Source organism: Sulfidibacter corallicola, assembly GCF_017498545.1.
Lineage (GTDB): Bacteria > Acidobacteriota > Holophagae > Acanthopleuribacterales > Acanthopleuribacteraceae > Sulfidibacter > Sulfidibacter corallicola.
In genome coordinates, this window is sequence record NZ_CP071793.1 from 10,469,634 (window position 1) to 10,488,501 (window position 18,868).

5 protein-coding genes are annotated in these 18,868 nt (G+C 62.1%); 2 read left to right on the top strand and 3 right to left on the bottom strand.

The genetic code is table 11. The features are described from left to right. Window positions 1–25: 25 nt before the first annotated feature. The 3 genes from J3U87_RS31445 to J3U87_RS31455 form a co-directional block, all read right to left on the bottom strand. Entirely contained in the window at window positions 26–1,705 is a 1,680-nt protein-coding gene (locus J3U87_RS31445; protein ID WP_237379766.1) for a tetratricopeptide repeat protein, read from the bottom strand. Window positions 1,706–2,042: 337 nt separating this feature from the next. Next, entirely contained in the window at window positions 2,043–4,847 is a 2,805-nt protein-coding gene (locus tag J3U87_RS31450; protein ID WP_237379767.1) for a serine/threonine-protein kinase, read from the bottom strand. Window positions 4,848–5,001: 154 nt separating this feature from the next. Next, window positions 5,002–5,601 (bottom strand): ECF-type sigma factor, encoded by a 600-nt coding sequence (locus J3U87_RS31455; RefSeq protein WP_237379768.1) that lies wholly within the window; start codon window positions 5,599–5,601, stop codon window positions 5,002–5,004. 1,150 nt (window positions 5,602–6,751) lie between these two features. Here J3U87_RS31455 and J3U87_RS31460 point away from each other — a divergent pair. Together J3U87_RS31460 and J3U87_RS31465 are read left to right on the top strand one after the other, a co-directional pair. Continuing rightward, on the top strand, window positions 6,752–8,722 hold the full coding sequence (locus J3U87_RS31460) for a membrane dipeptidase (RefSeq protein WP_237379769.1): 1,971 nt from the start codon (window positions 6,752–6,754) through the stop codon (window positions 8,720–8,722). Between the two features lie 776 nt (window positions 8,723–9,498). Further along, on the top strand, window positions 9,499–18,855 hold the full coding sequence (locus J3U87_RS31465; RefSeq protein ID WP_237379770.1) for a non-ribosomal peptide synthetase/type I polyketide synthase: 9,357 nt from the start codon (window positions 9,499–9,501) through the stop codon (window positions 18,853–18,855). The last annotated feature ends 13 nt before the right edge of the window (window positions 18,856–18,868 follow it).

Here is an 18,868-nt window from a genome sequence, read left to right on the forward strand (position 1 = left end):
AAAGATCCGGCACACGAGGCGCCGCCTACTCGACCTCTTGGGACAACTTTTGATCCAGGAAACTGCGGATTTTTTCCAGCATGTTCGGGTCGAGATCCTTCCCTTTCGTCTTGGCCTTCAGCTCTTCCAACAACCGCTCGGCTTCCTGCAGCGCCCCATCTTCGGCCAGGAAATGGATTTGGTAGATCAGGTAGCTGGGCGATCGATCGGAATGGGTGAGCGCCGTGTCCATGGCCTCGCGCGCCTCGTCCCACCGACCGGCGCGACGAAACCCCAGCGCTTGAAAAAAATAGGGAAGCGGGTTGCGGGGTACCCGTTTTGCCAGCCTGCGGGCCACGCGGAGACAGGATTCCCAATCCACGCTCATACAGTGGATGTAACCTGCCGCGGCCAGAACTTGGGCACAGTCGGGATCGATCCGCAACGCATCTTCGACCAATTGCAGCGCGTAGGACGTCTCTCCCTTATCGGTCAACAGCATCGCATAGAGCCCGCGCAGGCGAACGTAGTTGGGTTGCAGGGTCAACACCTGCTCGAACAACGCCCGAGCCTCGGTTTCCTTTTGATCCAGCAACCACAGCAACACCGCGTGCTGGCCCAGGATTTCCGGCTGTGAGGGGTCGATCGCCATGCCCTTGTCCACCCATTCGCGTGCTTCGGCGGCAACTTTCGCGAACCCAACCTGGCCCTGACTGACCCCGTAGAGTAGCAACTCCGACAGGCCGGCATAGGCGGGCACGAAACCCGGATCCAGGTCGATCGCCTGCCGAAAGGCGACCTCGGCGGCATCGCGGGTTTCCGAATCGACGCCCTGATCCAATAGATGGTGTCCTCGAAGATAGGCCTTGAAGGCATCGGCATCGGTCGTGGCGGCTCGGGCAAGGGCGAAGCGATCTTCCGGAACCAGGGTCAGCGCCAAGGCCCGGCTGATATCCACGGCAATCTTCGACTGAATATCGGTCAAGTCGGTTAGGTTCTGCCGATAGATCTGCGACCAGGCCAGTTCCCGCGAGGGCAATTTCAGCAAACGCACCGAAATGTCGAGGCTCTCGCCAATGGTAGCGAGTTCGCCTTCGAGCAGGTAATCGGTCTCGTTCATATCGAAAAAATCCCGAGAGACCTGCGCCACCCCGTCGATGTACATGACCAGGTCGTCGGGACGATCCAGATCGCGCACCACGGCGACGTGATGCCATTGGTCGTCGTCCAGGTCAACGAACAAAGGATCGCTCGGATCGTCGATGGAGGCCAGAGATTCGCCATTGTCGCGGCGCTGAAACACGAGCTGGCCGTCCCTCATCATCAGGAACCAACCCAAGTTGGCATTGAGCGGCGCTGTACGGGAGACGAGAAAGCGGTCGTGGGCGAATTGGCCGCTGGTCTTGAACCAGACGCTGAGGGTGTAGGCGCTGCCGCCAAAGCTCAGCGCATCCAGCTCGTGGGGATTCACCGAATGCAGCAGACGTCCCGCATCGTTGGTGTGAAATTCGAAATGTTGACCGCCGACGTCGAAACCGCTGTCTGTGGATCCGGTGCCGATTTCGAAGGTCAGGGCCGGCAACCGCCCGGTCGTTTCCGGAAAGATGATGGTGCTCTGGCCGTTGTCGTCGAGGGGAATATGAACGTAGGGATCGAGGTGGGCGAAAGCGGTCAGCCCGCTGATCAGGGTGCAGAAGAACATCGCGTGACGTAATGAGATCTTCATAACGGTCGGTCTCCTTGATTCGAGGATTGGATTCACCACGAACCGGAAGGACCCTTGCCCGTTATCTCGCCGCATCGGTTCCCACCAGCGACAAGGAGCACATCGTCCTCCCAACTCGTGACGATGCGTTGTTCGCTGCGTCGAGCCCCGTTGTTCCCTCACTTCAGACGGTTTCAGATGACTTGATTACTTCATTATTATCAGACCTTTAGACACCCACCTAACGAGCTTCCCCTGCTAACTGTCACGAGTTCCTCGAAAGGGATTCAATCGGCAGGACAAGCCAACCCGAAACCCATCACGAGCGGAAACCGAAGCCTTTCAAAATCGCCCTGGCCTACCCCCGCACCTCCAGCCGTTCGCGATACCGGCGCGCCTTCTCCGGTTTGCCCCACTGCTCGTACAGGAGGATCAGGTCCTTCAGCGGCATGGTCACGAATCCGTCGTCGTCGCCGAACCGTTGGCGCAAGCTCTGGTAAGCCTGGCGCAAGAGGACCTCGGCCTCTTCGTACCGCTTCTGACCCGTGAGGCTCCTGCCCAGCAGGGCGCGGGCCTTGTCCACGATCCAATGGCCGTCGGGAAAGCGTCGTTCCAGAATCGCCGTCGCTTGGCGACACAGGGATTCGGCCTCCAAATAAGATTCTCGATCGTTGGCCACATGGGCCAAGCCCATCATCGAGACGCCCACCTTGAAATGGTCCGGGCCGAGCTCGGCCGCGAAGATGTCCCATGCCTTCTGGTGGGCCTGTTGGGCATCGTCCAGGCGTTTCATCTTGCGATAGACGATGCCGAGGTTGTTGAGCGCGCCGGCCTGTTCGGGATGGCCCGGCCCGAACAACGCCACGAACATGGCGATCGCTTCCTTCAAGATGACCTCGGCCTCCACGTGGTCGCCGTTGATGTTTACCTGACGACCCAGGTTGATCAGGTTCTTGGCGAGAGGCGCCGTGGGGCCGTCGTTGTGACGGCGTCGAATCTCGACGGCCTCCCGCAGCATCCGCTCGGCCTCTTCGTCCTCGCCCATATCCTGGAGCAGCACCGCCAAATTGTTGAGGCCGTTGGCGATCGTCGGGTGGCTGTCGCCGAAACGCTTGCGCTTGAGTTCCAATGACCGGCGGTACAGGGGCGCGGCCCGGGTGAAATCGCCCACGCCGTGGTAGATCGCGGCCAGGTTGTTGGTCGCCGTGGCGACGTTGGGATGGTCCTCGCCGAGACCTTCGCGCTGCAGTTGCAACGATTCTTCGAACAGCGGCACGGCGCGCTCCATCTCACCCTGACGCCGCAACAGCATTCCCAAGGTATTGAGCGTATCGCTCAGCTCCAGACTGCCCACGTTGGCAGCGCGCTGAATCTCCACGGCCCCGCGCAGCATCTCTTCGGCTTGGTCCACGGCGCCGGTCGACACCCACAAATTACCCAGCCCCGCCATGGTCAGCGCCGTTTCCGGGTGCCCCACCCCCAAGGACTCGCGCTGGTATGCGAGCACTTCCTTCATCAACCGCTCGGCACGCGGATAATCGCCACGGGCCATCAGCACCTTCGCCAACTTGCGACTGCGCTCGGCCTGCGGCAGGCCCATCCTGCCGTGCCGCGCCCGGGTCAACCGCAGGCAGGCATCCAGCAAATCGACGCTCTGGTCGTAGTGACCCAGGTGATGGTAGACCTGGCCTAGCGCCAGCATCATTTGAATTTTGGTTTCCGGCTGGTCCTTCAACTCGTCGTTGATCTTCTTCGAGGCGCGGTCCAGCACCTGCTTGACCGTGATGTCGCCGGTGCGTTCCTGGTAGGGGTCGTTGGCTTCGAACATGTCGATCATCAGGTTGGTGATCTGACGGGCGCTGTCGCGTTCGCGCTGGGCTCGGTCCCGTTCGCGCAGCGAATTGCGATGGGCGAACACGAGGCTGACGGTGAACCCCACGGTCAGCAGAAACACCGAGAACACGGCGATCACCGGCATGCGATGGCGACGCACGAATTTCCCCAGGACGTAGAGCGGGCTGGGCGGCCCGGCCTCGATCGGCAGGCAGGTCAGGTGCCGCAGGAGGTCCTTCTTGAATTCGTGGGCCGACTGGTATCGCCGATCCGGCTGTTTCTCCAGCGCTTTGAGAACGATCCAATCCAAATCACCGCGCAGGTTCTGAAACAGGGTGCTGGCATGGATGTCACCGCGGTACCGCACCAAGGTGTTTTTGGTTTCCTCGTCCAGGCGCATCCAGCGATGGGACGGCTTCTTGGGGGCTTCGAGGCAAATTTGGCGACGCGCGTCCAGAACCGGCGAGTCGTCGCGCAACATCAGCGGCGGCACACCCACCAACAACTCGTAGAGCAGCAGGCCCAAGGTATAGATGTCGGAGCGAAAATCGGGGTCCAGCCGGTTGCCGGCCGGATCGGTGAGGCCGGCCTGCTCCGGGCTCATGTAGCGCAGCGTGCCCGGCGGGGTATCGTGGCGGGTCAGGCTGCTGCCATCGAGCGTCTTGGCGATCCCGAAATCGATGACCTTGGGGGTCGGCACCTGGTTCTCCATGATGACCAGGATGTTGGAAGGCTTGATGTCGCGGTGGATGATGCCCTTCAGGTGGGCATGCGCGATCGCCCCGCAGACCTTGATGAACAACTCGAGCCGTTCGGTAATGGTCAACTGGTGTTGGTCGCAGAATTCGGTGATGGACAGACCCTCGATGAACTCCATGACGAAGTAGGGAAACCCCTCTTCGGTCATGCCGGTCTCGTAGAGTTTGGCGATGTAGGAGTGGGACATGCGGGCCAGCAGGAGCTGCTCCACTTCGAATCGCTTCTTGCGTTCCTCGTCGAAGGCCAGCGAGCCGATGAACTTGATCGCCACCCAGCGGCGAACCCCCTCCACCTGTTCGGCCAGGTAGACCGTGCCCATGCCACCCTGTCCCAGCTTGCGCACGATCTCGTATCGACCCAAGCGCTGGCCCGGCTTCAAACTGCAATCGAACAGCGGCTTCCGAAACACCGCCAATTCCGCCTCGCCGATCGCCAGCAACGACTCCACTTCCGCGCGCAGGGACGCGTCGCCCTCGCAGGCTTCGTCCAGATAGGCGGCCCGTTGCTCGAAAGGCAACTCGCCCGCTTCCCCAAAAATTCGCTCGACCTTCTGCCACAAATGAGGATCCATGGTACCTACCTTTTCAATCGGCTAGTCCCACCGAATCCGATCCCGGCACCGCACCCTTCGGTACACGGATCCGGATGTGGCGCGTCGTGCGCCATCACGCGCGCTTTTCCGGTGGAAAACTGTTGTTGGGGGGAGACCAAGGTTCAGGCAAGGCTCATCGACGCGTCAATTCGCGCGCCAACCAAGCCTGGGCCGTCTGCCATTCGCGCTTCAACGTCCGCGGCGACACGTTCATCACCTTGCCGATTTCTTCGAACGAGAGGCCCATGAAAAACCGGAGTTCCGTCAATTGGCGCTTGCGCGCGTCGAACTCACCCAGCTTGTTCAGCGCCTGATCCAACGCCACCACCGTTTCCGGATGGACGAAGAAATCACCGATCTTCATGTTCTCCTGGAGTTCTTCGGTCGGGTTTGGCCCACCGCGCTTGAGCGTCCCACGCATCCGGGCATAGCGAACCAGAACCTGGCGCATGATCAGCCGCGCACAACGAAAAAAATGGGTCCGGTTCTCGAAAATCAGGTCGCCGCCACCGACCAGTTGCAGGTAGGCCTCGTGAACCAACTCGGTGGGCTGGAGGGCCAGGTTTTGATGGTCGGTGCTTAGATAGCGGCGGGCGGTGAGGCGCAACTCGTGATAAACCAGAGGGATCAATTTTTCGAACAGTTCCACGTTGCAATTCCGCCACTGTTGCAAAATGCCCGTGATATCCAGTGGTTGTTGCGACGCCAGAGGGGAAAGCGTTGTTGCATTCATAATGGAAGTAGACTCCTGAAACCCAAAGTAGAACCCGAAGTCGTCGCACATCTTCCGACGCACCCTGAATCCCTCGATCGAGATCCGGGACCACGAACATGCCGCGGGACCCCTACTCAGGCCGGTGACACCGGCGGTGAAAGGCGAACGAGGCGTGAACCGCCGTGCGTTTCACCGATACCCGAGTCTGGATCGCTCGCTCCGGGTCGAAGACACCACCTCCCCAACCACAACCTCGATTATAGAAGACTCCAGGTAAAAAAGCACAAGTAAGAAATTGATCAACGAATATCTAAAAAATGACACTCACGTTACTTTATCCCGCAAGGGATCGTCAACATCCATGGCCCACACCAGCTCACACAAATCCAACATCGAGATAAATCATCGGCGCATCATGTTTTCTCGAAACATCGACCTTTTTCATCCAAAAAGTTACCACCTTCGTCCAAACACGAGTACCGCTCGACAGACCGTCTCCTCCACCGGAAATCACACTTCTTCATCGCCTATCTCAAACAACTCAAATTGAACAAGTTATAAAATTGTTTCGAAAAATATTCGGTTTTTTTGGAAAAGGATGTCACTTTTCCCCTCGAAATTGCCTAGTTACCAGTAGAGGCACTTAACGATCCTCGATATCTCCCCAGTTTTCGCATTTCCCTTAAAGCCAGGAGTATTCTTACCTAATATATTTTTATCAGGCATCGACAGCAGCACGATCGATGATGCCCGCATACACCAATTCACCGCTGATCATCCCCCGGCAATCATCCTTCCCCGTTTCGGATCGAGGGGTCGGTACCCGAGGCGGTGCATGGGTTTCCCGCCGGCTTCCCCACGCATCATCGCGCTCGCCTGTCGCTCGTGTCCAGGCTCCGCCGACCGCGCGGAGTTGGCCCTAATACCATCAAAAGCCATCGATGCGCACTTGCCGAGCCCGCTCGTTCGGGTCATCGCCATAGGTGTGCCCGAATGGAGATTCACCCGCAAACGCGGGAAGGGCACCGCCATGCCCGAAACCCAGATCGATGCGCCCCATCCGGGCGAACCGCGGGTGAACTCACCCAGGACCTTCTCTCGATGACGTGACCTACATCTCGATACACCGCCCCATTCGCGGGCACGGACCAGTTACCTAGGAGTTTTCGTGAATTTCCCACAGCCCCTTCATCGCCACCTTGCGTTCGGTTCCATCTTTGCCTTCATGCTGTGCGCGCTCACCCCGACCTGGGGTCAGGAGTGCCGCGACACCAGCGTCAACCTCTCTTTCGACGACATCATTTTCGAAATCCTCGACGACAACGGGCCGGCCCGCATCACCCCGCGCCGCCTGGTCACCAACCAATCCGGGACCACGGGTTTTCCGTTCCGGCGCCTGTTCTTCCAGGTCACGCCCATGGACATCGACCAGGTCACGTTGAAATTCTACAAGCGGGGCGGCGGCGCTCGCACGACCATCACGGTTTGCGCCACGGATGAACAGGGCGCGCAGGACGTGCTTCACCACTTCGATGTGCCCTCCGGCTCCGGCGACGTGAACCGCTTGTGGAACCTGACCTGCACCGGTGTGAAAAACAAGCGGTTGTCGATTCACCTGCAGCCGAAATCCTGGTTCGCGACCCTGGACTACGAGATCCTGTTGGTCCGTCCCGACGAAGGCCAGGTGTGGCAACCGGATGCCTACGACTACGACGAACCGGTGCAGGGATTTGCGGACCTGCACGTGCACCAGGCCGCCGACCTGGCCTATGCCGCCGGTTGGTACCACGGCTCCCACGAGGCCGGCCATCCCTCGCAAACGCTACCGCCCTGCGAGGGCGACGACCACGGCTCGCTTCAAATCGACGGGGTCGACCTGTTCAACGTGCACGTGGGCGAAACCAGCGGGTACCCGGATTTCGAGCACTGGCCCGCCTGGGACGACATCGCCCACCAACAGGTGGCGGCCGACTGGCTGAAGCAGGCCCACGACAACGGCCTGAACCTGATGGTCGCCAGCGTGGTCAACAACGAATGGCTCTGCGCGGCCACCGTGGCGACAGGCAACTACGACCGCGATATGCACTGCAACGACATGGAGAGCGTCAAGCGCCAGATCTTGGCCCTGAAGCGGTTCGATGCAGCGCACGACTGGTATCAAATTGTCCGCGATCCCTGGGAGGCGCGCCGCGCCATCGAGCAGGGCCGCCTCGCGGTGGTGCTTTCGGTGGAAGTGAGCGACCTGTTCCCCACCAGCGACGGCGACTACCTGCGCCAACTCCACGAACTGTACAGCATGGACGTGCGGTCGATCCAATTGGCCCACGAAACCAACAACGTGTTCGCAGGGGCCGCCTACCACCGCGACATCTTCGAGGTGATGAGCCAGATCAAGGCCTGGTTCCGCGACGACGTGGACTACGTCTCGGACGGCGACGGGATCCACAACCCCATCGGCCTGACGGAGGACGGCGAAGTACTCGTGGACGAAATGATTCGTCTGAACATGCTGATCGACCTGGCCCACCTGTCATTGGAAACCCAACGCGACCTGTTCCAGATCGTCGCCAACCAACACGACTACTACCCGCTCTACAATTCCCACACACGAATCTCGAACCTGCTCACGACCCAGGATGCCGCCGTGCTCAAGGAGCACGTCACCACCGATGAAGTCCTGGGCTACGTGCGGCGCACGGGCGGCATGTTGGGCCTGAGAACGGGCGACAACGCGATGCTGGATTACGTCGGCAGCGAGGTACCCAACAATTGCGACGGTTCGGCGCGCAGTTTCATCCAGTTCTACGAGTACGCCGTCGATCAGGGCGTGTCGGTCGGCTTCGGCAGCGACCTGAACGGCTTCATCACCCAAATGACACCGCGCTTCGGCCCGGAGGCCTGTGCCACGGCGGATGCCGACCGCGCCAGCCAGGCAGCGGCTCAAGGCGCGCAGCCCACCGGACCGGACCACTACCTGGAATACCTCCACAAGGGTCTGGCCCATGTGGGGTTGCTGCCTGCCGTCGTGCACGACATGCAGGTGCTGAACGTGGACGCCACTGCGCTCGATCAAAGTGCGGAAATGTTCCTGAAAATGTGGGAACGCACCTACGACGCCGGACGCGGCCCCCTTCCTTGAGTCGTGCCCGAGCCGGTTTTTTCGGTTGGGTGGAGGTTCTTTTTTTACCACAGAGGACACAGAGAACGCGGAGGGTTATCAGAACACAATATTAGATGGCGTTGACTTCCGCACAAAACTCTTCGTTTCTTCACAACCCAGCAAGGAACCTTGAGTTACTATATGTATATCGAACTGAAATCATCACTTCGATGGTTCCAAGCAAAAGTATTTAAAAATCAGTCATTCCAGTTCAGGCACAAAAATCATACATTCTTCTCCTGCTATCTCCGTGTTCTCCGTGATCTCGGTGGTAAAAATTTTCTTCACCATCTCTATATCTTCACAGGTATTTAACCTCCAAATATCGACGGCACTCTTGCGTCTTCCAATCACACGTATCATTACACAACAAATTTATTTCAAGTAGTTTAGATATCTAAAACTCATCCTGCTCTCATTCAGTTACGGTCACTCAAAATACTACATTTAGGTTTTGACAACTCAGAAAACAATCGGTAGTATCTTCATAGAGCAGTACTAATAACCTGAAATCTTTCACCAAATCATTTCACCATTTTTTTCATCACTCTCTTTTCCACACAGCATAATTAACACAATTTTACGGCACTCAATTACATCGGTGAAAATCGATGTTTGTTTTCGATTAGCACCGATGATTTTCCAAGCACTTCGAGTCGGTTATTCCCTGAATCTATCTGGCATTCTTGCGCCTCCATTTCTCGGTAATACTATGGCTCAAATCATTCATTCAACTATTATCTGGGGTTCGTACAATGGTTCCTACAGAAATCGGAAACGGTCCCGCTGGATCCGGCCGGCGCGGACACGAGGCGGCCTCCGCCCTTCGACTTCCTCTGACGCCACAACAACGGCAATTGGTGGCGCTGTTCACGGATCAGCCCGAAGCCGTGCGCGCCTATATCGAAACCCTGGTGGTCGATCTCGTGGGTCCATTGGACCTGAACGCGCTGAAGCAAGCCCTGTCGACGCTGGTCGCACGCCACCCCGCACTACGCATGCGTCTCGATGTGGATCACGCTGCACAGATCGTCGAGCCGGTCCTCACACCGCGGCTGGATATCGAGCATGCCGGCGACGAGGACGAGCCTCGCGAAGCCTTTCTGGAGCGTCTTTTGCGGCAATCGATGGACCTGACACAGGCGCCGCTGGTGCGCTTCGCCCTGCTGCGCATCGATAAGGAAAGGGCGGTACTGGTGTTCCGCCTCCACCACCTGATGTTCGACGGCGAGTCGGCCAACGTGCTGCTGCAGGAACTGTTCGCCCTGTACCGCGCGGCCTGCGCGGGCGGTTCGGTCACATTGCCGAACGTCACCGATTACCAGAGCTTTTGCACCGCCGAAGGGAAAACGCCGCCACCAAACATTCGCGAATATTGGCGCGCCAGCTTCACCGACGATCTGGATTCGCTGACGACGGCATTGGGCGGCACGCCCCGTTCACATGCCGGTGATCAAGTCGGCGGCAGTTTCAAGATCCCCCTGCCGCAATGGCTTGTGGATCGCCTGGAAACCGTCGCCACCCATCAGGGCAAATCGCGGTTCACGGCATTTTTCGCGGCCTGCACCGCCTATCTCCACCGGCGTAGCGGCTTGCACGGCCTGCGTCTGGGGTACCCGGCCTCACGCGGTCGCAAGAAGGATCGTCGTGCCCTGCTCGCCTTCGCGGTCGACGTGCTTCCGCTGGTATCGCGTGCCCTCCCGGAGGACACATTCGAAACCTGCATTCAACGCGTGGGCGGGACCTTGCTCGCCCACCGGCGCCGCCAACAGGCGCCCTTGGCCAGCAGCGTGCCGGCGGCGGAGCCCTTCGAAGTCACCATTTCGGCCAGCCCGCTGGACAAGGCCCCCCAGGCCGCCGACGGCCTGCAAGCCCGCGCCGAGCACTACTTCAATGGAGCGATCAAGTACGATCTGCAAATTGAATGGGAAGCGAGCGAAAACGGAACATCACTCCGTTTCGACTACGCCCGAAGCAGTTTCGCTGAAGGCCAGGTGCGTCATCTGGCGCGGGGCCTGTGCGACTTTTTAAAGGGGCTGTGCGACGCTCCCCAACTGCCGCTGAACCGGGTGCCGCTCACCACCAAAGGCGACTACCTGAAGCGCATGGCCTGCCTCAACGACTCGTTCATGACGCCGCCACCCTTCACCCACCTGATCCAGGGTTTCGAGGAAATGGTTCGGCGCCATCCCACCCGTCCCGCCGCGATTTTCGGGCCGGACACCCTTAGCTACGCGTTGCTCGACAAGGCGGCGAACGCACTGGCCTGCCGTCTCTCACGCCGCGCCATCGGCCTGGAAACGCCGGTGGCCGTGCTCGCGGGCGTTTCGGCCGAATACCTGGTCGGCATCCTGGCCGTCCTGAAACGGGGAGGAACCTACGTCCCGATCGATCCCGAATTCCCTCCGGAGCGCATCGCGTTCATGGCCCGCGACAGCCGTGCAAGTTTGGTTTTGCACGCGACCGACGTGACGGTGCCGAGTGATTTCGAAATCGAAACCCTTCAGCTTCCTTCGATCGAAGACCTGCTCGCCCAAGACGTCGGCGATGCGATCCACCCGCCACCGGCCTGCCACGGCGACAACGCGGCCTACGTCATGTACACCTCCGGCTCCACCGGAACGCCCAAAGGAGTCGTCGTCACCCACCGCAACGTGCTGGGCCTGGTCTTCAACCGCGGTGCGCTCGACATCCAGCCCGGCGATCGGGTGGCCCACTTCGCCAATACGGCCTTCGACGCCACCACCTTCGAGATCTGGTCACCCCTTCTGAAAGGTGCCGCCCTGGTGGGCTTGACCAAGGACGAGGTGCTCGATCCGCACCGATTCGCCGCGGCCATGCGCAGGTTCGCCATCGACGCGATGTTCATCACCTCGGCCCTGTTCAACCGCACGGTGGCCAAGGTGCCGGATGCCTTCGCCACGGTGCGCGCGCCGATCGTCGGCGGCGAGGCCCTGGTGCCCACGGCGGTGCGCACGGCGTTGACGCACGGCACCGCGCGCATCGTGAACGGCTACGGGCCCACCGAGTGCACCACCTTCGCGGTCATGGCCGACCTCGTCCAGGTGGCCGAGCAGGCCAAGGCGGTGCCACTCGGCACACCGATCGCCAATACCCGGGTTCACCTGCTCGACACCGACTTCGCCCCGGTCGGCGCGGGCATGATCGGCGAGCTGTGCATCGGCGGTAACGGTGTGGCGCGGGGATACCTGCACCGCCCTTCGTTGACTGCCGCAGCATTCATCCCGGACCCATTCGCGGACCAACCCGGCGCCCGCCTCTACCGCACCGGCGACCTGGCCCTGCTCGACGACGCGGGACAGATCCACTTCAAGGGCCGCAGGGATCACCAGATCAAGCTGCGCGGGTTCCGCATCGAGTTGGGCGAAATCGAAAACGTCTTGTTACACCACGACAGGGTGGCCCAGGCCTACGTCGCGGTCGAAAAAGCACCGACGGGCGACCCCGTACTCGTCGCCTGGATCGCCGGCGACAACGAGCTGGCCGAAGCCGAGGTGCGCGTCTACCTGGCCGGCAAACTGCCAGGATACATGCAGCCCGGGATCATTCTGATCCTCGACGAACTGCCCCTGGGGCCAACCGGCAAGCTGCACCGCAAACTGCTCCCCAACCCCGGTTTCGAGAACGGCGGGGAACAGGATGGGGCACACACGCCAATCCAACGGCGTATCCGCGACCTGTTGGCAGACTTGCTGGAACAGCCGAACCTGGGCCTCCGGGATCATTTCCTGGCGATGGGCGGCCACTCCTTGCTGGCCGCACGGGCCGTGGCCCAGATCCGCCGCGAGTACGGCATCGCGTTCAACCTGCGCGACTTTTTCGAGGACGCGACGGCAGCGGCCATCGCCGCAAAGGTGGCCGTCGCGCAACGAAACAAGGGCCTCCAAGACCGGCCACCGCTGCAAACCGTGGCGCGAGACCAGAGCCTGCCGCTATCCCATGCCCAGCAGGCGATGTGGTTCCTCAACCGCCTGCATCCCGAAAGCGCCATGTACAACATGCCCCTGCGCCTGCGCATGCCGGCGGACGTGGACCGGGTGGCGCTGGAACGCGCGCTGGGTCGCTTGTGCACACGCCACGAGGCTCTGCGTACGATCTTCCCCGCCGAGGACGGCAAGCCGCGCCACGTCATTTGCGAACGTCTGACGCCGCGCCTCGAACTGGTCCGCATCGATCGCGGCCGGTCGCGCGCCGCGGCGCAACACCGGGAAGGTCGCCGTCCCTTCGATTTGGAGCGGGGCCCGCTGATTCGAGCCACGCTCTACCGAGGCGACGACGACGCCGAGCTGCTGCTCAACCTCCATCACATCATCGCGGACGGCGCCACCCTGCGCATGCTGGTGGACGAGCTGGTCGTCTTCTACGAAGCCGAGATCGAGGAACAGCCCGCCAACCTGGCGCCCTTACCCCTGCAATACGCCGACTTCGCCGCGCACCAACACCGGTCCCTGACGGGCGAAAACCTGGAGCGCCAACTGCAATATTGGCTGGCCCATTTGGAGGGCCCACGGACGGCGGTCGACCTGGCCCCCCACAAACCGCCTTCAGGCGACGGCCACCTGGCCGGCACCTACGCCGAGCTGACCCTGCCGAACACGCTGAGCGAGGCGCTGGACCGCTTTTGCCGGCAACGGGACCTGACCGCCTACCACGTCTGTCTGGCCGCCTACGTGGCGTTGCTCCACCTCCAGACCGGTTTGGAAGACGTGATCGTCGGCACGCCCTTCTCGTTGCGCAACGCCGACGAGGCGCAGGGCGTCGCCGGCTGCTTCGTCAACACCCTGGTCCCGCGCTTCTCGGTTTCGAGCGATCAACCCTTCGACAGCCTGCTGCGCACGGTACGCGACACCAGCCTGGCCGCCCACGACCACGGTGAATTGCCGTTCGAGGTGCTGGTGGACCGACTCCCGGGAGCGCGGGCCACGGGCCGCAACCCGCTCTTCCAGGTCCTGTTCGACTTCCACCCCGACCTGGGTGCGGTACACCGCGCCGAGCCGGTGGACCTGGGCGCGGTCATCTGCGACTTCAGCCTGAGTGTCTGGGGTGCCGGCGGTGATTTCCGCCTGCGCGCCGAATACACGCGCGACCGCTTCGACGAGGGCACGGTCCTGGCGCTGCTACGTCGCTACCGTCGGCTGCTGGCGGCGGCCATCGCGGAGCCCGCGACCGCACTCGACAAGCTGCCCGTGCTCGACGCGCGCGAGGCCGGCATCGCGGCCATGTGGCCATCGCGCCTGCCAGGGGTTTCGCCCCCGCGCCCCTACGACGATTTTCTGGTCGCCGGCGGCAGCCGGGATCATCTACGCCTGCTTTTCGCCGAGCTGAAACGGCAAAACGCGGCCATCGAGACAGATTTCGAGCCATTCGCCGCGCAACCCACCTTTGCGCACTGCTTGGCAATGCTCCATCAAACAACCTGCACCACACACGAGGAGGACCCCATGCCCAACGAGGCACCTGCCGCCGTCAGGGACGCATCCCGGCGCTCGGGCGACGTTGCCGTGATCGGGATGGCCGGCCGCTTTACCGGAACCCGCAACATCGAGGAATACTGGCGCGACGTCCTCGACAAGATGGACAACATCACCCATTTCACGGAGAAAGAACTGATCGCGGCGGGCGTTCCGCGCGAAGTGGTCGCGGATCCCAATTACGTCAAGGCCAAGGGCAAATTGGACGACGTCGACGCCTTCGATGCCGAGTTCTTCAACATCCCGCCGCGCGAGGCCCAGCTCATCGACCCCCAACAGCGCCTGTTCCTGGAGCACGCCTGGACCGCGCTGGAAAAGGCCGGATACGATCCCGACCGCTATCCCGGCACGGTGGGCGTCTACGCGGGTCGCAGCCCCAACTACTACTTCACCGAGAACCTGATTCGCAACCCGCTGCTGGCGACGGTGGACTCGATGAAGGTCGACTTCGGCAACTTCTCGGATTTCGTGGCTTCGAAGGTTTCCTACGTGCTCGACCTCAAGGGTCCCTCGGTCAACGTGCAGGCCTCCTGCGCCACGGCCCTGGTCGCCATCGGCCAAGCCTACTTCTCGCTGGTCTCGCGTCAGTGCGACATGGCGCTGGCCGGGGCCGTCTCGGTCCTGTTCCCGCACGTCGCCGGGTACGACTACCGCGAAGGCAGTATCCTCTCCCCAGACGGCGCCTGCCGCGCCTTCGACGAGAAGGCGCGCGGCATGGTCATCGGCGAGGGTGTCGGCGTGATCGTGCTCAAGCGCATGGAGGACGCCCTGCGCGACGGCGACCAAATCCTCTCGGTGATCAAGGGTGCCGCGATCAACAACGACGGCAGCGACAAGGTCGGCTTTACCGCGCCGGGCACCCGAGGCCAGTACGAGGTGGTGCGCGCGGCCCTGAAAAACGCGGGGGTCGATGCCCGCGACATCGGCTTCGTCGAGGCCCACGGCACCGGCACCGTGGTGGGCGACCCCATCGAAATGGAGGCGCTGACCCAGGCCTACCGCAAAGATACCGCCGCCCGCCAGTACTGCTGCATCGGCTCCGTCAAGCCGACGATCGGCCACACCGACTCGGCCTCGGGCGTGTCGGGCTTCATCGCCGCGACCCTGTGCCTGCGCGACAAGGTGCTTCATCCCACCAACCACTTCGAGAAACCGAACCCCAAACTGAAGTTGGAAACGAGTCCGTTCTTCGTGGCCACGGAACCGACCCCCTGGCAGATCGAGGACGGCCGCCAGCGCCTGGCCGCGGTCAGCTCCTTCGGCGTCGGCGGCACCAACGCCCACATCATCCTCGGTGAAGCGCCTCCCCGTGAAGCGGGCTCACCATCGCGCACCCGCCAGTTGATCCCGCTTTCGGCCCGCACTGCCGGCGCCCTGGACCAGATGACCGACAACCTGGCCGAGCATCTGGCCCGCACCGACGACGACCTGGCCGACATCGCCTACAGCCTTCAGGTGGGTCGCAAGGGCTTCGAGCATCGCCGCTTCCTGATCGCTTCGAACCCCGAGCAAGCCGCCGACATCCTGCGGCGCCGCAGCGGCAAGGACCTGTTCAGCGCCAAGGTCGCCTCGGGCAGCCGCACCCTGGCCTTCATGTTCTCCGGCCAGGGCAGCCAGTACCCCGACATGGGTCGCGAACTGTACGAACACGAATCCGTGTTCCGCGAAACCATCGACTACTGTGCCGACCACCTGCTGCCGATTCTCGGCCTCGACATGCGCGACCTGCTCTACCCCCGCGCCGATCGCAAAAATGCCGCCGACAAGCTCAACGAGACGCGCTACACCCAGCCGATCCTGTTCTCCATCGAGTACGCGCTGGCCCAACTGTGGATCTCCTGGGGCGTCCTGCCGCAGATGCTGATCGGCCACAGCATGGGCGAGTATGCCGCCGCCTGCGTGGCCGGGGTCATGAGCCTCGAAGACGCCCTCGCGCTGGTCGCCGAACGCGGTCGCCTCACCCAGAGCCTTCCCAACGGCGCCATGACCACCGTATCGCTTCCGGCCGAACAGGTCGCGCCCCTGCTGAGCGACGACATTTCGGTCGGGGTCATCAACAGTCCAGACAATTGCGTGGTCTCCGGCATGAAAGCCGGGGTCGAGGCCTTCGAGGCCAAACTGACCGAGATGGGCGTCGACTTCCGCCGGCTGCGCATCTCCAACGCCTTCCACTCGGTCAGCATGGAACCGGTCAGGGAGGATTTCCTGGCGGCGGTCGCCCGAGCCGACCTGAAGCCACCACGCATTCCCTTCATCTCCTGCCTCACCGGCGACTGGATCACCGAGGAACAGGCCACCGATCCCCAGTACTGGTGGGAGCAGATGAAGGGCTCGGTCCAATTCGCCAAGAGTATCCAAATGGTCATGGAGACGCCCGACCTCGTGCTGCTGGAAGTGGGCCCGGGCCGCACCCTGACCACCTTGACACGGCGCCAGATCAACCGCGACAACCCGCCCCAACTGCTGACAAGTGTGCGCCACCCGAAAGAGGAACAATCGGATGTGGACTTCCTGATGATCACGCTGGGTAAATTGTGGTTGGCCGGCATCGACATCCCTTGGGAGAAGCGCTTCGAGGGCGAGCGTCGATTGCGACTGGAACTGCCCACCTACCCGTTCGAGCGCACCCGCTACTGGGTCGATCCCCCCTCCGACGAACCCGAGGAGGAAGAGGAACCCAAGCTGCGCAAGGATCCCGACCCGGCCAACTGGTGCTGGGTACCCAACTGGACGCGCAGCCCGCGCATCTACGATGGGGAACTGGACCCCGACCAACCGGAAGCCTGGCTGCTGTTCCTCGACAACAAGGGCGTGGGCGCGGCCGTTCGCGATCGACTGCTGGAGGCCGGCCAACACGTGGTCACGGTGACCCCGGGCGCGGGCTTCGCGGAACTGGATTACGGCGAGTACACCCTGCACCCCGCCCGGCCCGAAGATTACGAGATCCTGTTCGAAGAGTTGAGCGAGCGCGAGCACACACCGACCAGGCTGTTGCATTTCTGGAGCGTGACGGGACCCGGCGGTCCCAAGGACCCGGCCGTCCGGTTCGAAAAGCTGCAGGAACGCGGATTCAAGAGCCTGCTCTACTGCGTGCGGGCGCTCGATCTGCTCCGAGCGGAGACGGACCCGCGCATCACGGTTTTCGCCAACCACCTGTTCGAGATCGACGGCGAGGAACCGCTGATGCCCGAGAAGAACACGCTGCTGGCGTTTTGCCGGGTCCTCTCGCAGGAACACCCGCATTTGCGTTGCCGCGCCGTGGAACTGGAACTTCCGGAAGAGGGCACGTCCCCCGCATGGACGCAGGAGCTGGTGGCCGAGGCGTTTTCCGAGGCACCGGAGCCGGTGGTCGCCTTTCGCGGCGGCCTGCGCTACGCCGAAGATTTCGCACAGATCCACCTGGGCGAGCGGTTGCTGGCGCGCACGCCGTTCAAATCGAAGGGCGTCTATTTCGTGACCGGCGGCCAAGGCTACCTGGGCTTCGAATTGGGCGCCCTGCTTGCGGAGAAGTACCAGGCGCGGTTGGCCCTGGTGGGCCGCTCACCGCTGCCGCCGCGCGCCGAATGGGACGCCTGGTTGGCGGACCACGCCGGCGAGGACGACAAGGTCAGCTTCAAGATCGAGCAGATGCGGCGCTTGGAGGCACTGGGCGCCAAAGTCCTGATGGTGACCGCCGATGCCGCCGACCCCGCCGCGATGGCCGCCGCCATGACCCAGACCGAGTTGCGGTTCGACCACATCGACGGCGTGCTGCACGCGGCGGGCATCACCGACGAGAGCCACTATTTTCCGATCAAACAGACCGACGACGCCAACGTCGCCTTCCACTTCGCGCCCAAGGTCGGCGGGATTCAGGTCCTGGATCGGCTGTTGGCCGAACGCCAGATGGACTTCGTGCTGTGCTTTTCGTCGATCGCGGCCGTGTTGGGCGGCCTGGGCTTCATCAATTACGCCGCCGCCAACCTCTACATGGACGCCTTCGTGCACCTGCGCAACCGCGACTCGGCGTTCCCCTGGATCAGCGTCAACTGGGACGGCTGGCTGGTGGGTGATCTGGAAGAAGAGGCCGCGCGCGCCGCCGAGGATTCGCTGTTGGCCCTCGCGATGACGATGCCGGAAGGCTTGGACATCACGGAGCGCATCCTGGCGCAGGAAGGACTCAGCCAAGTGGTCACGTCCACCGGCGACCTGCGGATGCGCATCGACAAATGGGTGCGGCTGTGCAGCCTTCGGCACGACGCGGATGATGGCGACGAGGTAGAAGGCACGGGAGCCGAGCAGGCCGACCAGGCACCGGCACCCAGCGGACGTCACGCCCGCCCCGACCTGTCCAACGCCTACGAAGCGCCCGAAAACGCCTTCGAGGAAAAAATCGCCGAGATCTGGCAGGACCTGCTGGGCGTGGCCCAGGTGGGCATTCACGACAATTTCTTCGAACTGGGCGGCGATTCGCTGCTGGCGGTTCACCTGAGCTCGCGCATCCACAAGGCGCTCGGCGTCGAGATGACGGGCGGCAGCCTGTTGGCCGCACAAACCGTCAGCGAACAGGCCGACCTGGTGATGGCCAAGGTCGCCGAGGAAGCCGACCCCGAGCTGTTGGCCGAGTTGAGCGGTCAGTAACCCTTCGGGCGTG

Bases quoted from the DNA above. Each gene is read 5' to 3' on its own strand.
- J3U87_RS31445 (WP_237379766.1), bottom strand. From the start codon at position 1,705: ATGAAGATCTCATTACGTCACGCGATGTTCTTCTGCACCCTGATCAGC.
- J3U87_RS31450 (WP_237379767.1), bottom strand. From the start codon at position 4,847: ATGGATCCTCATTTGTGGCAGAAGGTCGAGCGAATTTTTGGGGAAGCG.
- J3U87_RS31455 (WP_237379768.1), bottom strand. From the start codon at position 5,601: ATGAATGCAACAACGCTTTCCCCTCTGGCGTCGCAACAACCACTGGAT.
- J3U87_RS31465 (WP_237379770.1), top strand. From the start codon at position 9,499: ATGGTTCCTACAGAAATCGGAAACGGTCCCGCTGGATCCGGCCGGCGC.